General features: G+C 41.2%; 22 protein-coding genes. 17 read left to right on the forward strand and 5 right to left on the reverse strand.

Annotated features, from left to right (window positions below):
• Positions 1-83: 83 nt before the first annotated feature.
• The 11 genes from H0266_RS03500 (at position 84) to H0266_RS03550 (ending at position 9,864) form a co-directional block, all read left to right on the forward strand.
• Positions 84-578, forward strand: a complete 495-nt coding sequence (locus H0266_RS03500) for a superoxide dismutase family protein (protein ID WP_181470984.1) — start codon at positions 84-86, stop codon at positions 576-578.
• A 235-nt stretch (positions 579-813) separates the two neighbouring features.
• The gene (locus tag H0266_RS03505) at positions 814-1,014 is read left to right on the forward strand and encodes a cold-shock protein (RefSeq protein ID WP_014643429.1); all 201 of its coding nucleotides are present in this window, start codon (positions 814-816) and stop codon (positions 1,012-1,014) included.
• Positions 1,015-1,089: 75 nt separating this feature from the next.
• Entirely contained in the window at positions 1,090-1,302 is a 213-nt protein-coding gene (locus H0266_RS03510) for a cold-shock protein (protein WP_181470985.1), read from the forward strand.
• A gap of 92 nt (positions 1,303-1,394) precedes the next feature.
• On the forward strand, positions 1,395-2,741 hold the full coding sequence (locus H0266_RS03515) for a DUF2252 domain-containing protein (protein WP_181470986.1): 1,347 nt from the start codon (positions 1,395-1,397) through the stop codon (positions 2,739-2,741).
• Positions 2,742-2,816: 75 nt separating this feature from the next.
• Positions 2,817-4,433: an ABC-F family ATP-binding cassette domain-containing protein gene (locus tag H0266_RS03520; RefSeq protein ID WP_181470987.1), complete on the forward strand. Its 1,617-nt coding sequence runs from the start codon at positions 2,817-2,819 to the stop codon at positions 4,431-4,433.
• A gap of 792 nt (positions 4,434-5,225) precedes the next feature.
• Positions 5,226-5,987, forward strand: coding sequence for a LysM peptidoglycan-binding and 3D domain-containing protein (locus H0266_RS03525; RefSeq protein WP_181470988.1), 762 nt, complete (start codon positions 5,226-5,228; stop codon positions 5,985-5,987).
• 128 nt (positions 5,988-6,115) lie between these two features.
• Positions 6,116-7,114: a zinc-binding dehydrogenase gene (locus H0266_RS03530; RefSeq protein ID WP_181470989.1), complete on the forward strand. Its 999-nt coding sequence runs from the start codon at positions 6,116-6,118 to the stop codon at positions 7,112-7,114.
• 147 nt (positions 7,115-7,261) lie between these two features.
• Complete coding sequence (locus tag H0266_RS03535; protein ID WP_181470990.1) at positions 7,262-7,642, forward strand: helix-turn-helix transcriptional regulator; 381 nt, start codon at positions 7,262-7,264, stop codon at positions 7,640-7,642.
• 20 nt (positions 7,643-7,662) lie between these two features.
• Positions 7,663-8,691 carry an LLM class flavin-dependent oxidoreductase gene (locus H0266_RS03540; RefSeq protein ID WP_181470991.1) on the forward strand — a complete coding sequence of 343 codons (1,029 nt, stop codon included), beginning with the start codon at positions 7,663-7,665 and terminating at the stop codon, positions 8,689-8,691.
• 80 nt (positions 8,692-8,771) lie between these two features.
• Entirely contained in the window at positions 8,772-8,858 is an 87-nt protein-coding gene (locus tag H0266_RS03545; RefSeq protein ID WP_008640034.1) for a YjcZ family sporulation protein, read from the forward strand.
• A gap of 139 nt (positions 8,859-8,997) precedes the next feature.
• Positions 8,998-9,864, forward strand: a complete 867-nt coding sequence (locus H0266_RS03550) for a CvfB family protein (protein WP_181470992.1) — start codon at positions 8,998-9,000, stop codon at positions 9,862-9,864.
• Between the two features lie 83 nt (positions 9,865-9,947).
• Here H0266_RS03550 and H0266_RS03555 read toward each other — a convergent pair whose 3' ends face one another.
• Positions 9,948-10,403 carry a YusW family protein gene (locus H0266_RS03555; RefSeq protein ID WP_220127097.1) on the reverse strand — a complete coding sequence of 152 codons (456 nt, stop codon included), beginning with the start codon at positions 10,401-10,403 and terminating at the stop codon, positions 9,948-9,950.
• Positions 10,404-10,521: 118 nt separating this feature from the next.
• Between H0266_RS03555 and msrB the strand changes: the two genes are divergently transcribed.
• The 4 genes from msrB (at position 10,522) to H0266_RS03575 (ending at position 13,370) form a co-directional block, all read left to right on the forward strand.
• Positions 10,522-11,100 carry a peptide-methionine (R)-S-oxide reductase MsrB gene (gene msrB, locus H0266_RS03560; protein ID WP_181470994.1) on the forward strand — a complete coding sequence of 193 codons (579 nt, stop codon included), beginning with the start codon at positions 10,522-10,524 and terminating at the stop codon, positions 11,098-11,100.
• Positions 11,101-11,218: 118 nt separating this feature from the next.
• Positions 11,219-11,683, forward strand: coding sequence for a GNAT family N-acetyltransferase (locus H0266_RS03565; protein ID WP_181470995.1), 465 nt, complete (start codon positions 11,219-11,221; stop codon positions 11,681-11,683).
• Positions 11,684-11,751: 68 nt separating this feature from the next.
• Entirely contained in the window at positions 11,752-12,300 is a 549-nt protein-coding gene (locus H0266_RS03570; RefSeq protein ID WP_181471718.1) for a nitroreductase family protein, read from the forward strand.
• A gap of 146 nt (positions 12,301-12,446) precedes the next feature.
• Positions 12,447-13,370 carry an exonuclease domain-containing protein gene (locus H0266_RS03575; RefSeq protein WP_181470996.1) on the forward strand — a complete coding sequence of 308 codons (924 nt, stop codon included), beginning with the start codon at positions 12,447-12,449 and terminating at the stop codon, positions 13,368-13,370.
• Here the strand turns inward: H0266_RS03575 and H0266_RS03580 are convergent.
• Positions 13,367-13,885, reverse strand: a complete 519-nt coding sequence (locus H0266_RS03580) for a YiiX/YebB-like N1pC/P60 family cysteine hydrolase (RefSeq protein WP_181470997.1) — start codon at positions 13,883-13,885, stop codon at positions 13,367-13,369. The two genes, H0266_RS03575 and H0266_RS03580, sit on opposite strands and share 4 nt — an antisense overlap.
• 86 nt (positions 13,886-13,971) lie before the next feature.
• On the opposite strand from H0266_RS03580, the gene H0266_RS03585 reads away from it, so the two are divergent.
• The gene (locus tag H0266_RS03585) at positions 13,972-14,820 is read left to right on the forward strand and encodes an aminoglycoside 6-adenylyltransferase (protein ID WP_181470998.1); all 849 of its coding nucleotides are present in this window, start codon (positions 13,972-13,974) and stop codon (positions 14,818-14,820) included.
• A 2-nt stretch (positions 14,821-14,822) separates the two neighbouring features.
• Here the strand turns inward: H0266_RS03585 and H0266_RS03590 are convergent, their stop codons facing one another.
• Positions 14,823-16,952 (reverse strand): beta-propeller domain-containing protein, encoded by a 2,130-nt coding sequence (locus H0266_RS03590; RefSeq protein WP_181470999.1) that lies wholly within the window; start codon positions 16,950-16,952, stop codon positions 14,823-14,825.
• A gap of 161 nt (positions 16,953-17,113) precedes the next feature.
• Between H0266_RS03590 and H0266_RS03595 the strand changes: the two genes are divergently transcribed.
• A complete protein-coding gene (locus H0266_RS03595) occupies positions 17,114-17,359 on the forward strand; it encodes a stage VI sporulation protein F (RefSeq protein ID WP_181471000.1) in 246 nt (81 codons plus the stop codon).
• 1,217 nt (positions 17,360-18,576) lie between these two features.
• On the opposite strand, the gene H0266_RS03600 is transcribed toward H0266_RS03595, so the two are convergent.
• Both H0266_RS03600 and H0266_RS03605 read right to left on the reverse strand, forming a co-directional pair.
• A complete protein-coding gene (locus H0266_RS03600; protein WP_181471001.1) occupies positions 18,577-19,740 on the reverse strand; it encodes a glycosyltransferase family 4 protein in 1,164 nt (387 codons plus the stop codon).
• A gap of 325 nt (positions 19,741-20,065) precedes the next feature.
• Positions 20,066-21,571: a flotillin family protein gene (locus tag H0266_RS03605; protein ID WP_181471002.1), complete on the reverse strand. Its 1,506-nt coding sequence runs from the start codon at positions 21,569-21,571 to the stop codon at positions 20,066-20,068.
• Between the last annotated feature and the right edge of the window lie 87 nt (positions 21,572-21,658).

Consider the following 21,658-nt stretch of genomic DNA (forward strand, 5'->3'; position numbering starts at 1 on the left):
TTCTTTGGTTTCGGGGCTGTTTTAATATATGTGACATATACTCAGTGTGATGACATAAATATAAACTAGAGGAGGGATCACGTATGTATCAACCGTATTCATATAGGCAAACCTATGCATCAAGTGTTGCGCGAGTCGATTTTCTGAGCAGTCCTTTAGCTCCACAATTAAAAGGATCCATGCAGTTTTATCAAATGCCATACGGAGTGGAAGTGTTTGTTCAAGTGGAAGGGTTGCCAGAGTTCATGAAGAAGAAAAACGGTAAACAAGTAGGACCTCATGGTTTTCACATTCATGAAAAAGGAGTATGTGAAATCGGTGATGGCAAAGATCCCTTTGAGAGTGCCGGAGGTCATTGGAATCCGGATGGTCAGCCGCACGGAAACCATGCGGGCGATTTTCCTGTCTTGTTTTCCAACCAGGGACGCGCACGAATGATCTTCTTCACTGATCGATTTGATGTGAACGACATCATTGGGAAGTCGGTGATCATTCATGAGGGGCCTGACGATTTCCAATCGCAACCGTCCGGAAAATCAGGGAAGCGGATTGCTTGTGGAATTATAGAAAAAGCATAAACTTTGGTATAATTGGAAGGACTTTTGGATAGACTGACTATGTAGGATGTTAAGCGCGCATACTTGACTTCACCGGTGAATCATAGTATAGTTTTCAATAAGGGAAAGAGCATACCAACTAAAGAATCACCTATTATAAAGAGTGATCAAGAGATTGGTACTTTTTATAATATGTGATTTTTTCTATCTTGCAAAACGCATATTAATTTTACGAAATATTGGAGGATCCATTCCTATGAAAACAGGTACAGTGAAGTGGTTTAACGCGGAAAAAGGTTTTGGCTTTATCGAGGTTGAAGGAGAAGACGATGTATTCGTTCACTTCAGCGCAATCAACGAAGAAGGTTTCAAGTCTCTAGAAGAAGGTCAGTCTGTAGAGTTTGAAATCACTGAAGGTAACCGCGGGCCACAAGCTGCAAACGTAACTAAACTTTAAATTCCAAATAGAAAAGAGACTGGCCCCATAAGTCAGTCTCTTTTACATAATTTATGTCTAGAGGAGGCTTCATAGATGGCTTTCGGTAAAAAGAATCAGGCAGAAATTAAAGAAGAAGAAACAAAAATCTGGGTATGTGAATCCGATGATTGTAACTGCTGGATGAGAGATAACTTCAGAACCAACGAGAAGAACACTTGTCCAATGTGCGGGAGTAATATGGTAGAAGAAAACAAAGTCCTTCAAGTGGTAGAGAACAACAGTCTTTACCATAAAGCAGATAAATAACAGAGAAGCGGGTGTCTATAAAAGACGTCCGCTTTTTTGTTTACGAAAAAAATAATAGGGGAAAACGTCAGGTAAATGAAGGAGGAATAAGTATGGACCAGCAAGCTGATCGAGTACGTTCCACCAAACATGTACTGCGAAAGAAAACGATCAATACGATTCTGGATCAATTCGACGGAGAACTTATGAAATTGTCTCAATCCAGTAGGCGTAAGAAATACGATAAGATGCGTATGGATTCATACAGCTTCTTCCGAGGCAGTGCGTATTTATTTTTCTATGATGTAATCGATCTTCCATTCGCTTTTCATACACCGACCGATCGCCCAACGTGGATTATGGGGGACATGCACGCTGATAACTTCAGTGGCTTTCAGAATGAGGATCATCACATCGTTTTTGATGTTGATGATTTTGATGAAGGTTATTTAGGCTCTTATCTTTATGACGTTTTACGGATGGTGGTTAGTATTCGGCTGATGACCGCTCAGCATGAATGGATGCCGGAAGAACAGGATGCATTTGTAGAGGAGTATCTAAAGGCATATGTGAAACAACTGAAACGTTTCGAAGAAGGCGATGAGGATCCAGTTTCGCTAGAATTCTCCGTTGAAAATACAAAGGGACCGATCAAGAAGACTTTAAAGAAGCTTGAAGAGCGTAAGCATTCACATGAGCTAGACAAACAAACCATTGTCGATCATGATTCGATTCGTTCATTTGATATTGGGAAAGAGAAATTATCATCCGTTTCTAAACAGGAGCGAAATGACTTGGCTTCCGCTTGGAAGGATTACATAAAGTCATTAGACCCAACAACAAAGCAACATGAAAGGTTTTACAGAATTAAGGATGTCGTCAAGAAAAAGGGGTCAGGGATTGGTTCGACCGGATTGGAACGTTATTACATCTTGATCGAGGGTGAACATTCGGGTGATCATCAAGATGACATCATTTTAGAGGCTAAAGAAGCTCGAACACCTATTCCGGCTTATTTCTTCTCATACGATGACCAATTTTGGGAGGACAATAAACACCAGGGCCGCAGAGTGATTCATACCCAGCGGGCCATGCACCATAAAGCTGACCCGTACTTAGGATATTTCTCTTTCCGAGGTCGAGATTTCTATGTGCGCGAGCGTTCTCCTTTTTCAAAGGAATTGAAGGATAAACATTGGACATCCCATAAAGATGTAAAGCGGACTGTGAGGACGATGGCGAAAATCAGTGCCAAATCTCATGCTAGAGCAGATGCAGATATCGATGAAGGGATTATGGACTATCACAGTGAAGGTGCGATTTTGGATGCGATTGGGTCAGAGAAAAAACTATTCCGTCATCAGTTGGTCCTTTGGTCGCGCCATTATCAAAAAATCGTTGAGCGTGATTACCAGTTATTTCGTGAGTGGTTAGTTGAGAAAGAATACTTTAAATCATAAACGAGTTTGTTCTATCCTCCATATGAATGGTATAATCAAAAGTGATGTACATTCATTAACTGGAGGATTTTCTATATGCTAAACGTAAACAATGTAAGTCTTCGTTTCGGCGATCAAAAATTATTCGAAGATGTCAATATAAAATTCACCCCTGGAAACTGTTATGGCTTAATTGGAGCTAACGGTGCAGGGAAGTCAACGTTTCTTAAGATTTTGAGTGGTGAAATTGAAGCCCAAACAGGTGAAGTATCTTTGAAGAAAGATCAACGCCTAGCGGTATTGAAACAGAACCACTTCGAATATGATGAATATAAAGTGTTGGATACGGTCATCATGGGCCATACACGACTATATGAAGTCATGAAAGAAAAAGATGCCATTTATATGAAAGGTGAATTCACGGAAGAAGACGGCATGCGTGCCGCAGAGCTTGAAGGTGAATTCGCTGAAATGAATGGTTGGGAAGCAGAATCCGATGCTGCTCGTTTATTAAAGGGACTTGGAATTGGTGAAGCTCTTCATGAAAAGCAAATGAGTGAACTGGCCGGATCTGAAAAAGTGAAAGTCCTACTTGCTCAAGCCCTATTTGGTAATCCTGATGTTCTTCTTCTTGATGAGCCTACCAACCACTTGGATATTAAAGCAATCCAATGGCTTGAGGACTTCCTGATTGATTTTGAAAACACGGTCATTGTCGTTTCGCACGACCGTCATTTCTTGAATAATGTTTGTACGCACATTGCGGATCTAGACTTCGGTAAGATTCAAGTGTATGTGGGGAACTACGATTTCTGGTATGAATCAAGCCAACTGGCTATGAAGATGGCTCAGGAACAAAACAAGAAAAAAGAAGAGAAAATTAACGATTTGAAAGAGTTCATTGCGCGGTTCAGCGCCAACGCTTCCAAATCGAAACAAGCGACATCCCGTAAGAAATTACTCGAAAAGATCACGCTTGATGATATTCAACCTTCATCACGAAAGTATCCTTATATTGCATTCAAGGCAGATCGTGAAATCGGGAACGACTTACTAACGGTCGAGAATCTATCGAAGACGATCGATGGTGTCAAGGTATTGGACAATGTGAGCTTTACGTTGAATGCGAATGATAAAGTTGCCCTCGTCGGATCCAATGAAACGGCAAAAACGACCCTGTTTGAGATTCTTATGGGACATATGGAGCCGGATGAAGGCACGTATAAGTGGGGCATTACAACTTCACAAAGTTATTTCCCTAAAGACAACTCGGAGTTCTTCGAAGGATCTAATAAGAACCTTGTCGAGTGGCTTCGTCAATATTCACCTGAAGACGAAACAGAGACATTCTTGCGTAGCTTCCTTGGTCGTATGTTGTTCTCTGGTGAAGAGGCATTGAAAAACGCGAGCGTTCTTTCAGGTGGAGAAAAAGTTCGTTGCATGCTATCTAAAATGATGTTGTCAGGAGCAAACGTACTCGTCTTGGATGAGCCGACAAATCACTTGGACCTCGAGTCAATCACATCATTAAACAAAGGCTTGATCAATTTCAAAGGCTCTGTCATCTTTGCATCGCATGACCATGAGTTTGTTCAAACAATCGCGAACCGCATCATTGAGATTACACCAAGCGGTAAAGTGATGAACAAAGAGATGAGCTACGATGAATATTTAGCTGACAAAGACGTACAAAAACAATTAGCATCAATGTAGTAAAGAAAAAGTCTGCCAACCTGGCAGACTTTTTTTCAGGCTGCCTGCAGAAGTCAGTGGAACGGTTCTGTTAGATTGTATAAGAATACCGTGGGAAGGAAAACGACTCGCTTTCCTGCGGCAAGCCTCCTCGTTCGTTGACACTCTCTATGGGGTCTTCCTTGAGTCCTTTCTCCCGCGGCAGTCTACCCGTTTTCCATCCCATTATGCGATAAATAGTGGAACGGAACCTCGCCAAGCAGCATGATGCGGTCATCCGTAGAGACCCTCATTGTCGTTGAATTCTCTAGAGGTTCAGCCTTCCTGAAGTAAGGTGGCGTGGAAACGTCGACACTCCTGCAGGATGCTGAGGCTTGGGTGAGATCCCGCAGGTCGCGTAGCGAACGAGGAAGCTCACCGCCTCCTGCGGAGAGGGAGTCGTTTCCCCGCCACCGGCCCCTTCTCAACTTGGAAGAACCGAAAGTGACTTGCTCAACACTCTGAAAAAAAGTCTGCCACCTGGCAGACTTTTTTTCTTTGAGACGATTTTTTTTTGGTTATCTGGTTGAAGTCGAATTGGACTTGAAATTCGCATTCAGAACGTCTAATTTACACGAAAAAACAAGTCTTAAGACTTCTTATGGGGCAAATTAGTAGTGATATCCAAGCTTGTCATTCTAATGAAATATTCGTGTTATGTTTGATAAGAAACTGTCATTTCCCTGTTCTTCTCTTCTTGTTTGATTCTGGTAATCTTGTAACCATAAGGTCATCCGAAAAGCGGATCACCGAAATAAGGGGGAGGCAGAAATAATGAAAAAAATGATTTTCACTTTATTTTTAACTGTCGCTTTTGTTTGTACTTTTGCCACGGCTGTGAGTGCTGAGCAGTACACGATTCAAAAAGGAGATACCCTTTGGGGGATTGCACAAAAATACAATGTTACGGTCGATCAATTGAAATCATGGAATGGTTTACAATCAAATATTATCTATCCGGCTCAGACGTTAACGATATCAGGAACAAAAGAAGCATCTACGTCTGATTCATCACATACTTATACCGTACAATCTGGTGACACCTTATGGGAAATCGCAAACAAAACAGGTACAACATCCAGTCTACTAATGAAGATGAACAACCTTTCCTCTACCACCATTTATCCAGGGCAGACACTGTCTACGAAAGGTGTGGCAAGTTCTCAAGGATCATCGACTCAGTCAACGTCTTCTGAAACTCCTAAAGCGAAGACCACATCTTCACCTAAAAAGAATAATAGTGTCGTGAAGCAATTTACAGCAGAAGCGACTGCATATACAGCATATTGTAACGGGTGCAGTGGAGTTACGGCGACAGGAATAGACTTGCGAGCAAATCCAAATCAAAAGGTCATTGCTGTTGATCCCAATGTGATTCCGCTAGGTTCTACAGTCTACGTAGAAGGGTACGGGACGGCCATTGCTGGTGACACTGGTGGTGCTATTAACGGCAATCGAATCGATGTCTTTATTCCGAATCGAAATGAAGCATTAAATTTCGGTCGCAGGTCCGTAACCGTTCAAGTACTTAACTGATTCCCCCCCCTCATTCTCTGAATGTAAAAAGAGAATGAGGGGTTTTTTGTGTAGAATTGCTCTGACTAGCCTTCATCAGTGCTTATTGATAGACTAGAGCCACATACCGTATTGAAAGGGGTATTCCTATGAGAGCGATTGTACATGAGAATCTAGATGGTATCGAGGGGTTAAAAGTAAAGGAAGTACACGAACCAGGTTTAAAGCAAAATGAGGTGAAAGTATTAGTGAAGACGGCTGGGATGAATCGCAGGGATGTAGCCGTTGTTGAGAAACGACATAAAGGAGAAGACCCTGCTCTTATACCAGGCTCGGACGCTTCAGGCATTGTTGTGGAAACAGGAGATCAGGTGACTCGATTTACGATAGGTGATGAGGTTGTCATCAACCCCGGGTTAGGTTGGATAGAAAATAGTGAAGCTCCACCAAGAGGTTTTGAAATTGTTGGTCTTCCTGATGATGGAACGTTTGCGGAGTATTATGCTTGTAGCGAGGAACACCTAGAAACCAAGCCTGAGCACTTGAACTTTGAGGAAGCAGGTGTCTTATCTCTTGCAGCATTGACAGCCTATAGAGCATTATTCACTCGTGGAAAACTGCAAAAAGATCAAACGGTCATGTTGCCGGGAATCGGAAGTGGTGTACTTATCTTTGCCTTGAAATTTGCTAAAGCTATCGGAGCGCGTGTTGTCGTCACATCCCGCTCAGGAACGAAACGTGAGAAAGCTTTGGAGCTCGGTGCAGATGTCGCAATCGAAACGAATAGCGATTGGAAAGAATCGTTATCCGGTGAATCAATCGACCTATTATTGGAAAGCATTGGAGAGGCGACGTTCCAGAAATCCTTGGAAGTCATTCGTAAGGGAGGAACAATCGTGACCTTCGGTGCAACGACAAACGATGAAGTGAAAATCAATATTCGCGAATTCTTTTACGGACAATACAATTTGCTAGGCTCGACGATGGGGAGTGCTGAAGAGTTCAAAGCCATGCTCCATTTCATTACGCAACATAACATTAAGCCGGAGCTGGATCGCACATTTACGCTCGACCAGCATATTGAGGCTTTTGAATACGTCCGTAATTCCCGAAATTTCGGAAAAATTGGCTTCCTTATAAATGAATAATTTCACTTTAAACTTAGTAGCAACTCCGAACCAGTTTAAAAAACAACAAACATTGATTATCGAACGAATGTGCGTATGATTGGACAACAGGTACTTCCTCTATTGTAAAATAAGTCTAAGGTGAATCATATTAGAGGAGGGATCGGTTTGTCTCATAAAAATAATCCAAAACGGTTTGCGCTTAACATGAGTGCTGCTCAATTTACAAAGTTTTATATTATGCACCTTTTGCAAGTATCTCAACCCATGATTAGTGAGCACTTTAAAGGTGAATTCAAGAAACTCACGAAAAACTGGATTCCGGCGCCTTCCACTTTATTAGATACGCTCCATGAGATGACAGAGGAAGGGCTATTATACCGTAAAGAAGACTATAAGTCTCATGAGAAGCAAAGACAAAAGGTGTATTGGTATTATTTGACCGATCAAGGTAAAGAAGAATTCGATGTTCTGAAAAAACGATACAAAATCCTTTTTGAAGAACAAATAGACATTCTACAGAAAATCATGAAAGATGTCTATCGTTAAGAAGACGAGGAGGAACCCCTATGAACTTGAGTATTCTGGATCAAAGTCCTATATCAAAAGGGGGGACGGCAAGCCACGCTTTACATCAGACAATCGATCTAGCTCAATACGCTGAACAATTAGGCTATTACAGATATTGGGTAGCCGAACATCACAATACGAATGGACTAGCAGGTACTTCACCAGATATCTTAATTGGTCAGATTGCTGCTCATACTTCAACCATCAGAGTAGGTTCGGGGGGCGTCCTGCTTCCTCAATACAGTCCTTTGAAAGTGGCAGAAAGCTTCCGTACATTGGAGGTCTTTTACCCTGGACGTATTGATTTAGGGTTAGGACGATCACCAGGTGGTGGTAAAAAAACAAGACTAGCGTTAACGGACGGCGTCGAAAAACCGTTAAGTTCGTTCTCTAGACAAGTAAAAGAGTTGCATTACTACCTTTATGATGATGTTCCTAAAGGGCACGATTATTATGGTGTACGAGCAAGACCAGAAACCTCTCTGCAGCCACCTACTTGGATATTAGGGCTCAGCGACCGGGGGGCTAAGCATGCAGCTGTGAATGGGACAGGCTTTACATTTGGTCATTTCATCGACCCGACTCATGGAGAGAAAGCCATACAAACGTATCGGGAAAGATTCAAAGCTACGTATCCCTTCCTTTCTCCTCAGGTGAATGCGTGTATTTTTGTTGTTTGTGCTGAAACAGAACAAGAAGCTGAAGAGCTTGCCTTGAGTCAGGATATGTGGTTATTACAAGTTGAGAAAGGTATTGATACGCGTGTTCCCTCAACGGAAGAAGTGAAGGCTTACCCCTTTACGGAAAACGAGCGAGAAAAAATTAAACAGAACCGGAAGAGATGCGTGATTGGAACTCCTGAGCAGGTCTATGAGCAATTATCTGAGCTCAGACACACGTACGAAATCAATGAATTTCTAGTCATCACCAACATCTACGATCAAGAAAAGAAGAAGCATTCCTACCGTCTTCTTGCAGAAGTTTTTGGACTGAAGGCTGATGTGAAAAAGGACAACCAAACAAAATGAAGCCAACCATTTCTCTAGTTCTTTCACCCATACCACTTCCTTACCTTTTACATATATAGAAGTAAAGGGGGGATTTGGTTATGAGTAAAGGTTATGGTGGAGGATTTGCGTTGATCGTCGTTTTGTTTATTCTCCTTATTATTGTGGGAGCTTCTTGGTGGTATTAATCACGATGAAAAGTGTGGCATCTGCCACACTTTTTTTCTTATTTAAAATAAATGCGGACTTTTGTCGATTTTCGTAGTATTCTTGTGTACACTAAGGTGAGGATACGTGATAATCGTTTGTTAAAGGAAGGCGAAAAAAATGAATCATAACCTGTTAGGTACGATACAAAAAGCAAAAGTAGAGAAGAAAATAACGAATGGATTTATGCTGGACGTCCAAGGAGAAAAACTGGTTCTTCCGGATGAAGCAGCTCGAGAAGATATTGAGCTGAATCAGGAAGTAGACGTTTTTATTTATGTGGACAAGAATGGAAAACCGGCAGCATCCATGGAACAACCTCAACCTTCAAGAGATTCTTACGGTTGGGCGGAAGTAAAAGAAGTCGTGCCTCATATTGGTGCGTTTGTTGATATTGGACTGGAGCACAAAGATATACTCGTTTCTAAAGATGACTTGCCATTACTTAAAACGGTATGGCCGAAAGAAGGCGATCATCTTTTTGTAAGCCTGGAAGTTGATAAGAAGGGTCGTCTTCTAGCGGAACCCATCTCTGAGGGAGAAGTGATGGACGATCTTGAACAAGCTCCTGATGACCTTCTGAACCAGGACGTGATGGCAAGAGTGTATAAGGCAACCAAAGCAGGAACTGCAGTATTAACTGGTGAAGGGTACCGTGGCTTTATTCATCCAACGGAGAGAAAAGAAGAACCTCGTCTAGGTGAAACATTACAGGCACGTGTCATTGACGTGAAAAAAGACGGAACCATCAACCTATCTTTACGACCGATGAAACAAGAAAGTAGAAAAGAAGATGCAGAAGTGATCTTTGACTATCTATTAGAAAACGATGGTGTGATGCCTTTTCATGATAAGAGCGACGCAGAGGAGATTCGCGACACTTTCCATATCAGTAAATCAGCATTTAAGCGTGCACTTGGAAAACTAATGAAGGAAAACAAAGTCGAACAGCAGGATAACCGTACGGTTATCAAGCATGATTCTTGATTCAAACTTAGTAGCAACTCCGAACATTTATTAAAAAAACAACAATAAGATAAGCCTCAGATCAAAGATCTAGGGCTTATCTTTTATTGATTATACAGTTTTTCGATTCCATTCTCGAACTTAACATCAAGTACTACTTCTTGAAATGTTTCTTTCAAACCTAAGATCTCAAGTACTTCACGTATGACCTCATGTTCTGGCGTGTCTTCATCAAAACTCATTTCCATCAAGTGAGGGGAGAGTTGGTTGAATGCCTCTTTACCAATAACATTTTGATCTTTCAACTCTTTGATCTGTGCTACTTTAAGTTGTTGATCAAAATTGACTTCATATTGTAACTCATCCTCATAGTCCACCAGTAAATTGAACCGCTCATATTCAAATAAAGGATCAGACTTCTCTCTCACATCATAGCTTGTCGGTGTGACGACTAAATCCTCAGGTTGTTCTTGTTGGTTATTTGCCGTACAACCGACTACACTAATAATGAGTATCATAAGAATACCTCTGTAACGCACCTTCATTCCTCCCAATTCCATCATTTATTATAGGATGACCAACTATCTCCTTTTTCATAAGGGATGAGCAGAATCTTTCTAGAGATGAATGCGTAAATGTTATGATTGAAATAACCATTCCTCATAAGGAGGGAAAAGGATGAGAAAACCGATGATGTGGGCTGGTATTCTTTTTGTTGCAATAGCCGTAGCAATCGCACCATGGGCATTTAATCGTCTATCGGGTGAGAGCACGAGTTCATCGCCATCCGATCGATTAATAGTGGAAACCTATGGAGGGGAAACCAAAACGTTTACAAACAATGAACTAAAAGATCAATTGACGGATATCCAATATAAAGTCACCCAACAAGATGGGACGGAAAAGGCGTATAACAATCCTTACTGGGATTTAAAAGAACCGGGCATCTATGTTGATTTGATTTCAGGTGAGCCTCTATTTAGTTCAATAGACAAGTATAAATCAGGAACCGGCTGGCCGAGCTTCACTAAACCCCTTGAGCCTGAAAATATTGTTACGAAAGACGACCCTGGTTTATTAGGTGTTCGTACTGAAGTTCGTAGTAAGCACGGGGATTCTCATCTCGGCCATGTTTTCGAAGACGGACCTGAGCCGACTGGTTTGCGCTATTGCATGAATTCTGCAGCGTTAGAATTTATACCGAAAGATGAGTTAGAAGAGCGAGGATATGAGCAATATACGGATTTATTTGAATAAGAGGTGAGAAGGATAGCCATGAGAGGCTATCCTTTTTTAATGGCTGATTCACGGTTGTTCTTGCCATTTAGTACAACGGATTGTACGATAAAGTAAAGGTTTGCATAGGAGGAATTTAATGACTGCATTAGTTCCGATGAATGAAATAGAATTCAACCGCATCATGGAAGGGGAACAGGAACATTACGCTAGTGAGAAAGTGAAGGCTGGCACATGGACTGAAGAAGAAGCTTTGGATAAATCGAAGGAAACGTTTGATCAATTACTACCGAATGGGTTACATACTGCGAATCATCATTTTCTGTCCATCCAAATAAACCACGAGAATATCGGCTACTTTTGGTATCACTTTGACCCTGATCACAAGCAAAAAGAAGCGTTTATTTATAATTTTCTTATCTTTGAAGTTAATCAGGGGAAAGGGTTAGGAAAAAGTGCTTTGCAAGAGCTGGAGATCTACTTAAGGGACCAAGGCGTCCATAAGTTGTCTTTACATGTGTTTGGACATAACCAGCGAGCTATTCACTTATATAATCGATTAAAGTTTGAAACAACAGATTTACATATGTCTAAGTATCTGTGAATCAAGTTGACAGAATAATTGAGAACAATTATCATTTTAGTAGAGACTAAGAAGTGTAGGTGAGGAAATTGGAAAAAATCCAGTCAAATATTGCAAAAATCATTCGAGAGCGCCGCTCCGTCAAGAACGGTTATACAAATCAAGAAGTTCCGACATCATTAGTGAAAGAGCTGTTAGAAGATGCCAGATGGGCTCCAACGCATGGTATGCGTGAACCTTGGCGCTTTATTTTCATTCCGAGTGATCGAAAACAAGCTTTTATTGAATCTTTCGTTAAACATTTCCCGAAAGATTCTCAAGACAAAAAGCGAGAAATGTTCAACCAACCAGCTGCCTTTATGTTTGCAGTCATGAAAGAGGATCCTCGTCAGAAGCAATGGGAAGAGAATTTTGCAGCGATTAGCTGTATGATTCAGAATTTCCAGCTACTAGCTTGGGAGCAACAACTCGGTGTCGTCTGGAAAACACCTCCTCAAATCAATGAACCTAAAGTGCGTGACATGCTTGGCGTACAGCCTGATGAAAAAATTGTAGGTTTTATTAACTTAGGCTTCTTCGATCAGAAACCGAAGGATAAAACACGTAAATCTGTGGACGATATCTTTTCTACTTATTGATATAAGAACCCAATTCTAAATGAATTGGGTTCTTATGATTTACAACGGGGATAGGCGCAGTGCTTAACGGCTGCTTTTTGGTTATCGCTCACTTTAGTTAGGGTAGAACAACAATAACAGATAGTTAAGAGGAGAGGGGATGAAGAATGAATTTTATAGCCTTGGATTTTGAAACCGCCAATTCATCTAAAGATAGCGTTTGTTCAATAGGCATGGTTGAATATGAAAAAGGAGAAGTAAAACGAGAATACTACCGGTTGGTCAAACCGAAACGAAACTATTTTGCTCCCATCAATGTTAGTATTCATGGCATTCGACAAGAAGATGTCCAAGATGCCAATGAATTTGAACATCTCTGGGAAAATGAAATCAAACACATGGTCGAAGGGAAATTGATTATTGCCCATAACGCCCAATTTGACATGTCTGTTTTGCGTGCCGTATTGACTCAGTATGATCTTCCTTACCCCATGCTTGCTTATAATTGCACATTAAATATTTCTAAGAAAACGTGGTCATTACCGAAGTATAATTTGAAAGCCGTATCTGACCATTTAGGGATCCACTTGAACCACCACCAAGCGTTAGACGATGCACGCGCTGCAGCCCGGATCTTTATGCATGCAGCCAAGGACCTGAATGCAACCACAGCAAAACAGCTAGTTGAGAAAACTCAAACGACGAACGGAATGATGTACGAAGGTGGCTATGAACCAGCTAGGCGAAATAGTAAGAAACGTGCTAAAAAGCCATCGGCATATGATTATATTGCAGCAAATGCTGATCGTTCTCATCCTTTTTATGGCTCAAGTTTCGTGCTTACAGGGAAATTGAGAGGACTCAAACGTGATGAGGCAATCACACAAATCACAAGCAAAGGCGGCAGAGTCCAAAATTACGTAGAAGCTTCTACCAACTATTTAGTCATTGGGGATAAAACCTATACTGATTATCTAAACGGTCTATTGACAGAGAAACTAGAACGCGCTGAGACCTTGCTCGCTCAAGGGCACTCTATTGAGCTCGTTCCGGAAGAAGCTTTTCTGACACAGATTAAAGAAGGAAGTTAACTTTTCTTCTTTAACTGTCTCTTCCTCTTTAGGAGAGAAGGATGAACGGCACGCATTTTAGATGGTAAACGACCTAAGTTGATTCCGGCTCCGTAATAGTACGATTGCCAAACTATTTTGGTGCAATATTGGACCGCGTCGTCTGTTCCAAGGGGGGTGTTCACCTTGTAAAGAGCATTAGGAAAACGTCGGAACAAACTTTCTACATAAGCAGATGCTTGCTGACCCGCATCGGACTCATCAGCTCGATAAACGCTGACAACACGAAATTTCCTATAATAGTGATCGACTGGATCTTTCATCAAGCCGCTTGGAACAGAATGAACGACGTAGCCATCTTTTGATACGATCCCCACGTGTCCTACATATCTGGACTCTTGTCTTCCGATTGGAGAAAACAGTAAATCTCCCGGCAGCAGCTGAGTTCTCGCCCTTGCCGGCGCATAAGCCTTTTTGGGCGGTAGACTTAACCAGGTCGCACATATAGCCAACAAGAAGAAGATTGCTTTTTTCAAGATTATATTCCTCCTACAAAAATAAGACTGTGTAGATATTAAGTGTAAGAGATGCTTATCCAAATTACAATCAAGAGGTGAGGGAGATGCGTAAGGAAGAAGAAGTGTTTCAAACGATCATCCTTATAGCTGAAAACGATGAACGTGTACGCGCTGTGCTACTTAATGGATCGCGGGCTAGTCCGAATGCTAAGAAGGACTCTTTTCAGGACTTCGACATTGTATACGTTGTTACTGAATTAGACACCTTCAAAAGCGATCATTCTTGGGTAGAGGATTTCGGTGAAATTCTAATTATGCAATGTCCAGATCAGAATCCAGTGTACATGGAAGCTCATAGGGAAAATAAATTTGCGTATTTGATGCAATTTATGGACGGAAATCGGATTGATTTAACCCTTCATGTTCGAAAGGAACGGGAAAGTTTAGACAGTTTAACCGAAGTATTGGTGGATAAGGATGGACAGTTCAACAACCTTCCTGCATCACAGGAATCGGATTATTTCGTCAAAAAGCCTTCACTAGAAGAGCTGAATGCTTGTAGCAATGAATTTTGGTGGGTGAGTACATATGTGGCAAAAGGGTTATGGAGGAAGGAAATGCCTTATGCCCGAGCGATGTTAGAGGGGCCTGTGAGGCAAATGGCTAAGAGGATGCTATCTTGGTCTATAGGTGTAGAACATGATTTTCGTGTAAACGTAGGGAGTCAAGCTAAATACTTAGAAAGTTATCTTAGCAAGGAAAGATGGGATGATTATTCCTATTCTTATAGAAACAGTAATTATGATGAGATGTGGAGCTGCCTCTTCACACTCTGCGACTTATTTATCGACGTTCACAGAGAAGTGGCATCTTACCTAGGTTACCCTTATCAATCCGAAGAACCATACACTCATAAAAAAAGGAACAAGAATAGTATCTTGTTCCTTTTTTAAAATTATGGGCTGGGTTGTGTTGGAAAAGTCAGTTCCTGCAACTCTTCCATCTCCGTCAGATCATATGCTTTCATATTTTTATCCGAAAAGGCATAAAGGTCATCCCCGACTGAAATCATACGTCTCAGAGAGTAGTACCAATTTTCTTTTCCCTCTGGTTGAAGTGTGAAGTTCGCTTTCTCACTTAAGCCATCTTGTTTATCCACCTCAAATAGGTAAGCACCGTTAAAGTGTGTTTTATCCTCCGGATTATGAGCGTTAACTGGTAAGCCGAATATATTTTTCTCAGGATGCCAGTAGAGCGCTTTATGGTTGTAATTCAACTCTGAGTAACCATATCCACCTATAACAACAGAGTCTTGTTCAACAGGATTTGTTACGTCCTCTACATTGAACATGGAAATTTTCATTCCGGTTGTGCGGACGAATGGATCTCCCCCGTCCGGATTATCGACAAGCTCTGTTTGGCGGCCGAAGCCTAGTACATGATTGTCACCAAGAGGGTGGAGGTAATTGCTGAACCCTGGGATTTTCAGTTTCCCGAGTACATTCGGGTTCCCGGGATCTTTAAGATCAATGACGAACAACGGATCGACTTGTTCAAATGTCACGAGATAAGCACGGTCCTCGATGAAGCGTGCGCTGTAAATTCGCTCTCCTTCGGCTAATCCTTCAACAGAACCTAAACGATTCAAGGAAAGGTCATAGGTGAAGAGGTGGTTCCGAGAAGGGGTTTCTGATCTCCAGCGATTACCAGTCGTGGTTGCAATCGAAAAGACTTCATTTCTCTCATCCATAGAGAATTGATTGAGTACTCGACCAGGTACATGCTGCTCATTTTTGAATGTTACGGTTCCGTCTTTTATGCTGAACTGTTTAACATTTGTGTGTACGTCCTCGAATCTTATTTCTCCATTTTTCTCCGAGCGTTTCACTTCCGTTGAAGTCACATACATATTGTTTTTAGACACATAAATATCTTCAGATGCTCCCAAGTAACTTTCAATAGAAACACTTGAGTCTGGTTGATCGAGAGGAATAGAAGCAAGCGTCATAAAGTTATTCATGTTTTTCTTAGGAAAGTAGTGAATGGATTCATATTGTATTCTCTCTGGATTTTCATGAACAGAAGAATCAAAAATGAGAGGTCGAAAATCCATTTCTTTCTCTTCTCTAGGGTCCAAGTAGGTGTGATGGTTGGCTACGACATATAAATGGCCGTCTATCACGCGTGATGTATTTGCAAAGCCTGATAGTTGAATGTTCCGTTGAAACACTGGTTTGCTCGGATTTGATATGTCATACAACCTTACTTCAGCCGTTCCTCCATAAAATAAAGAGGGCGCAATGTCATATTTTTCGAATGTGGATTTATCGAAAAACTGCCCGTGGCCTATGACGATTAATTGATCTCCTTTTACATAAAGTTGATTCGGATGGAAGTCTTTTTCGACTATAGATGCCACGACTTCAGCATTTGGTGCTGCGTTGCTTGTGATGGTCACTTCGCCATCTCTGACGAAGTAGGTGAAGTCTTGTGTTGCTTTAATGATGTCTGCTTCATCGACGCCTTCAACTTGAGTGTTGGTCTCTGATACGGCGCTTGATTGGTTACTACCGCTAGAATCGCTACTTGTATCTGACTCCTCAGTCGCCGCCTCCGGCTGGGCAAAGGAATCGCGCTCTATACTTTCTTTCATGAGCTCGGCGAGTTGTTCGCCATCCTCAATAGTAGGAATTTCACTTGTTGTGTGGAATTGGAATGTAACGTCCTCTCTTAATGATTCGTCTGACTGGCTTTTAATCTGTTGTGATAGTTCTAAGGTGTAGGATTCGTTAAGTAAGTAGAGACTCTCAGGTGGGTGAATGAGAAGTTCACGATCGTTCTCTGCTAGTTCATATGAAATAGAGACTTGTTGGCCGTCTTCGTTAAAAACTCTAACAGTTTCATCTGTAAAACTAGAGTCATCCATGAGCTGGGAGAAATTCACCGTCCATGTTTTGTCTACTGGAACGTCGAGCTTGGATTCAAGGTTCTCTGCTGAAACACCACTACCTGTGCTGATTAAGAATAAAATCATAGTCCCGACAATTCCGATACTTAATAATCCTATAATCGAACGCTTTGTCATACGTACACCATCCTTTCTTCTAATTTCATCCAATTAGACGTGTTTCTAGTCTAAAGGTTACAACAAATTCGAAAATTAAGAAAGAACTAGTACAAATGCATATACCGATTGTTTATCCATCCATAAGATAATCATAGTTTCATAATAAAAGGGGAGATCTTATGTTTGGAAACATCGAGAAAAAGACAGGAGTCAAAATGGACGATATTATGAAGTTAGCTCAATCATTGCAAAATGCTGACTTCCAAGACGAAAAAACAGTCCGTAAAGTCATTCGCAAAGTATCTGCGCTCGCGAACAAACCGGTTTCAAAAAAGAAAGAAGATGCACTCGTGAAAGCTATTGTTAACGGAAATGTTCCAAAAGACATGTCATCGATTGAAAAAATGCTAGGGAACAAAAAATAAATGTGAGACAGCTCTCTTAGGAGGGCTGATTTTTTTGCTCTGGAATCCTTTAATTTTCGTTGATTTACTACCCAAATTGCTATTTTTAGCATGATAGAACAATTGTTCGGTTTTGTTGATGGAAGTGAAGGGGGCTGCTATTTGGAGCCGTAACGAACATACATATTAAAAAGTCTAGGGTGACTAGGTATATATTTATCGTGAGCATTGACTATGTAGCAATAGACTAAGATAGATGTAACGAATAAGTGGCTAAGTCTGAAAATAGATCGGATGGTTAGTTGTGAAGTCTTGGTTACGGATTGTTGAAAATTTAAATATAATAACTGCTATGTAAATAATCGATACTTTCATATTAATCATCAAGCGATCCAAGACTAATTCGTAGCAGCGATCAGTTGCATCATAATGGTACAGTAGACGGACTAAGAGTAAAATCAATAATGTTTAACAAGTAACAGAAAAGGGCGGTGATAAGACATAAACAGCCAACACGATAATTTGTTTTTATCTAGTTAACATAATATATATTATCGGCAGTCATGTAAGATTTGGTTTTTATGTCTCAATAATTAAGTATACTAGTGATACTGAGACGAAATAAAATAATTTCAACAATACGTTGATCATTGCAAACTGTGATCTTAACTGATGCATTCAGAATTTACTCAGCATGACCAGATCTCCGTTAAATCATTCTTCATTTGTCTTCTTAATCCATCCAATGTGTCGTTATGTATGAATTGGATCACCAGTTGCTCATATATGTCCATTCAGTTGATCTAGTTCATCATCGGTCCGCCGCACTTTCGTATGTATAATCTTAGTTCCATTATGAACAGCTGTAATAAATATATTTTGTCTCACTACGACGTGAACAAAAACGAATCCAGCTCGTGCAGTCCTTCTACCAAGCTCTGACACCTTCCATATTTATACTGGGTTGAATTTCGCACTAAGACAGTGACTCTGCATGTTATAAAACCAAATTTGTTCGCCCCCTCTTCCCTTTTGATAAGTTTATGGTAGGCTTAAATGTGTTCGTATAGTACTTTCTTCATCTTGGTGATTGTTTTTTTATTAATCATTCGGAGTTGCTACTAAGTTTTAAGAGAGAATAATATTGGTATGAAGATGTTTCTGCGAAGTTGCGCTTTTATGAAGCTTTTGCCTAGGGATTCGCTGATCATAAGAAAAGTAAAAGCCACAGAGAATCGTTACTCCGTGACTTTTACTTTAGACTTTTTCGATGATTTGGATTGGCTTTTTTGGAAAACTTCCAACGTTTCGAAGTAATAATCTAAAATTTGTTCCGATGGTTTCTGCCAGCTGAACTTTTCGGCTTCTTCTCTAGCATTCTTGCACATGTGCTCGTAAAGTTCTTCGTCCTCAAGGCGTTTGATTGCCTGGATCATACTGTCTGTATTTTCGTTCTCAAACAATAACCCTGTGCGACCGTCTTCTACTTGTTCCATCGTTGGTCCACTCTTTGCTGCAATCACAGGTAATCCTGATGCCATTGCTTCTAGTATGACGAGACCTAACGTCTCGGTAACGGAAGGAAAAATCAATGCATCCGATGAAGAAAAGGCTTGTGCCAACTCTTCCCCGTGCAATAATCCAGTAAAGACTGTACGGGTGCCTTCGAAGGTTTCTTCCAATTCTTTTTTGACCGGTCCATCTCCGACGATAGCTAAGGAAATGTCCTCTCTCTCATCTAGAAGGGGCCTTAATTTATGAATCTCTTTTTCTGGAGCAAGACGACCGACAAAGACAAGCAGTTTGTTCTCTGGTTTTCCTTCTGTAAGCCTTTCTCTCATCGATTCATTTTTATGCCGAGGGTGGTAATGATCGACGGCTACACCTCGATCCCACACGCTCACGTTATGAAAGTTCTTATCATCTAACTCCTTCTTGACAGCATTCGACGTACATAGGTTGATATGAGCATAATTGTGTAGTTTCCTGAAATACCACCATACGAGTGGCTTCAATGGATATAGACGATAATAATCCATGTATTTCGGAACGTGGGTGTGATAAGAGGCGATCAGTGGGTAATTTAATTTATCAGCATAATAAACACCTGCCACTCCCACAATGGCTGGGTTTACGACGTGCACCAGATCAGGATTATGTTTCTTTAGTAAATCCTTCACTTTTCGTTGTGGTAGTGAAAATTCACGATAGCGATAAAATGGCATTTTTGATGTTTTTACCCCTTCAACAACCGCTCCTTCATACTCTGTGACTCCAAAGTCAGGAGCGATGACGACCACTTCATGCTCTTGGCTTCGCAAGTACTTAACAGCTTCCTTTAATCTTGTGACGACTCCATCTGTTGAGGGGAGGAATGTTTCGGTTATGATGGCGATTTTCAAAGTGGAAAACTCCTTACTTCCAAGTAATCAATGGCAATACAACGACTTCGATTGGACGTTGGTTCGAAGTTTGTCATTACTACATACTACTAGTTATTTATTAGATTTCGCTTGGGATTATTATAGTCGTAATCCTTTTTACGATTCAAAAGTACTTCGTTTTTGACTTTACCACTAAATCTGAAATGAGACAATTAATACAGTGTTAAAGTACAAAGTTCGGCCCAGTTCCTTTCCTATCATAAAACTGGCACGTACACATGATTTCCATATACACCAAGAAAAAGCGTGTAAAGAACAAATGTCCTTTACACGCTAGAACGGATTACGAATGATATTCTCCTGGTTCATCTACATCTGTGCTTTCTTGCTCTTCCACTGGTTCTTCTGTTTGTTCGTGCTCTTGTGTAGCGGACACTTCTTCATAACGGTTTGCTTCATTTTCAAATCCATTGACCGCTCCTCGAGACACGTAGCTTTCTAACATCGCTTTCAAATCCATGCCCGTCGTTTCTTTCAACGACTCCTGGATACCGAGCATCGTTGAAGTGACACTGTTGGCTATCTTTGTGGATCCACCTTGAGAACCGCTTCCACCCATATCAATGACTTTCATGTCCTTGATTTGAGAAAGAGGTGCAGCGACTTTTTCTGCGTAATCAGGGAGCACGTTGAGAAGCATTTCCATAATGGCCGCTTCTCCGTATTCATCCATAGCACGAGCCATACGTTCTTTGGCTTCTGCCTCTGCAAGCCCGCGTTGACGGATGACCTCCGCTTCTGATTCCCCTTTAATACGTTCATTGTCGGCTTCAGCCTGTGCACGTTTTGTAACTTCGTAGGCTTCTGCGTCTGCAATCGAGCGACGACGTTTGTTCTCTTCCTCTTCGAGTTCAACAGCACGCTGCTTCTCGATATATTGAACTTTCAATTCTTCTTCTTTCACTTGCTGTGCCAGTTTTTGACGTTCGATTTCGCCTGCTTGTTCTGCATTAGCACGAGCGCGGTTGGCTTCTTTCTGGAATTCTGCTTCTTTGATTTCTTTTTCATTGGTAGACTCTGCCACCGCTGTCAAACGACGGTTTTCTTCATCTTGAGCCTCTTGATCGTTCTTCGCCTGGTAAATGCGTGTTTCTTTTGTTGCATCGGATTCTGCCATATTGGCTTTCTTCTGTACTTCAGCAATATGAGGGCGACCGAGAGCATCGATGTAACCATTTTCGACGTCTACATCTTCTACATCATTCAAAGCGAAGGATGTAATCTCGAAGCCCATTCCTTTAAGGTCAGATTCCGCGATTTTCTTCACTTGTGTATTGACCTCTTTGAAGTCATTGTAAATTTTCTCGATCGGCAAGGAAGCAATGATAGAACGTAAATGACCATTCAGAACGTCTTTCAACTCCGATTCGCGCTCTCCCTGCTTTTTCCCTAAGAATTTCTCAGCAAAGTTTGCCATAATAGCAAGTTCACTACCAATACTGATCACGGCCGTACTCGCTACACGTACAGGAATACCTTCCTTCGTATAGGCTTTCTCTGAGTTAACCTGCAATTGGAATGACGTCAGATCAATCGGTGTAGCCGTTTGGAACATACGCAGACGGTATCCTCCACCACGGATGATTTTAACAGAACGCCCGTTATCATCTTCAAAGACATTCTTTTCTTGTTCAGGGTCCCCTAGTTTCGGGCCCGTCACAATCAACGCTTCGTTTGAGCTCGCTGTTTTGTAGCGAAGCCTAAAGATGACAAACGTAACAATCCCTCCGACAACAGCAATGACACCGATGACGGATAGAATGATGATAGATAATGCTCCTTCTAACATAATGATGACTCCCCTTCGTACGAAAATTCCATCCATTTTTGTTTTTATATGTATGAACGGTACTTATTCTAACGATTACCATGGTAT

It is taken from the genome of Halobacillus locisalis, assembly GCF_013694105.1.
Taxonomy (GTDB): Bacteria; Bacillota; Bacilli; order Bacillales; family Halobacillaceae; genus Halobacillus; species Halobacillus locisalis.

What these genes read in the sequence shown, in the direction of transcription:
- H0266_RS03500 (WP_181470984.1), top strand. Translation starts at nt 84, where the DNA reads ATGTATCAACCGTATTCATATAGGCAAACCTATGCATCAAGTGTTGCG.
- H0266_RS03505 (WP_014643429.1), top strand. Translation starts at nt 814, where the DNA reads ATGAAAACAGGTACAGTGAAGTGGTTTAACGCGGAAAAAGGTTTTGGC.
- H0266_RS03510 (WP_181470985.1), top strand. Translation starts at nt 1,090, where the DNA reads ATGGCTTTCGGTAAAAAGAATCAGGCAGAAATTAAAGAAGAAGAAACA.
- H0266_RS03515 (WP_181470986.1), top strand. Translation starts at nt 1,395, where the DNA reads ATGGACCAGCAAGCTGATCGAGTACGTTCCACCAAACATGTACTGCGA.
- H0266_RS03520 (WP_181470987.1), top strand. Translation starts at nt 2,817, where the DNA reads ATGCTAAACGTAAACAATGTAAGTCTTCGTTTCGGCGATCAAAAATTA.
- H0266_RS03525 (WP_181470988.1), top strand. Translation starts at nt 5,226, where the DNA reads ATGAAAAAAATGATTTTCACTTTATTTTTAACTGTCGCTTTTGTTTGT.
- H0266_RS03530 (WP_181470989.1), top strand. Translation starts at nt 6,116, where the DNA reads ATGAGAGCGATTGTACATGAGAATCTAGATGGTATCGAGGGGTTAAAA.
- H0266_RS03540 (WP_181470991.1), top strand. Translation starts at nt 7,663, where the DNA reads ATGAACTTGAGTATTCTGGATCAAAGTCCTATATCAAAAGGGGGGACG.
- H0266_RS03545 (WP_008640034.1), top strand. Translation starts at nt 8,772, where the DNA reads ATGAGTAAAGGTTATGGTGGAGGATTTGCGTTGATCGTCGTTTTGTTT.
- H0266_RS03550 (WP_181470992.1), top strand. Translation starts at nt 8,998, where the DNA reads ATGAATCATAACCTGTTAGGTACGATACAAAAAGCAAAAGTAGAGAAG.
- H0266_RS03555 (WP_220127097.1), bottom strand. Translation starts at nt 10,403, where the DNA reads ATGGAATTGGGAGGAATGAAGGTGCGTTACAGAGGTATTCTTATGATA.
- msrB (WP_181470994.1), top strand. Translation starts at nt 10,522, where the DNA reads ATGAGAAAACCGATGATGTGGGCTGGTATTCTTTTTGTTGCAATAGCC.
- H0266_RS03565 (WP_181470995.1), top strand. Translation starts at nt 11,219, where the DNA reads ATGACTGCATTAGTTCCGATGAATGAAATAGAATTCAACCGCATCATG.
- H0266_RS03575 (WP_181470996.1), top strand. Translation starts at nt 12,447, where the DNA reads ATGAATTTTATAGCCTTGGATTTTGAAACCGCCAATTCATCTAAAGAT.
- H0266_RS03585 (WP_181470998.1), top strand. Translation starts at nt 13,972, where the DNA reads ATGCGTAAGGAAGAAGAAGTGTTTCAAACGATCATCCTTATAGCTGAA.
- H0266_RS03590 (WP_181470999.1), bottom strand. Translation starts at nt 16,952, where the DNA reads ATGACAAAGCGTTCGATTATAGGATTATTAAGTATCGGAATTGTCGGG.
- H0266_RS03595 (WP_181471000.1), top strand. Translation starts at nt 17,114, where the DNA reads ATGTTTGGAAACATCGAGAAAAAGACAGGAGTCAAAATGGACGATATT.
- H0266_RS03605 (WP_181471002.1), bottom strand. Translation starts at nt 21,571, where the DNA reads ATGTTAGAAGGAGCATTATCTATCATCATTCTATCCGTCATCGGTGTC.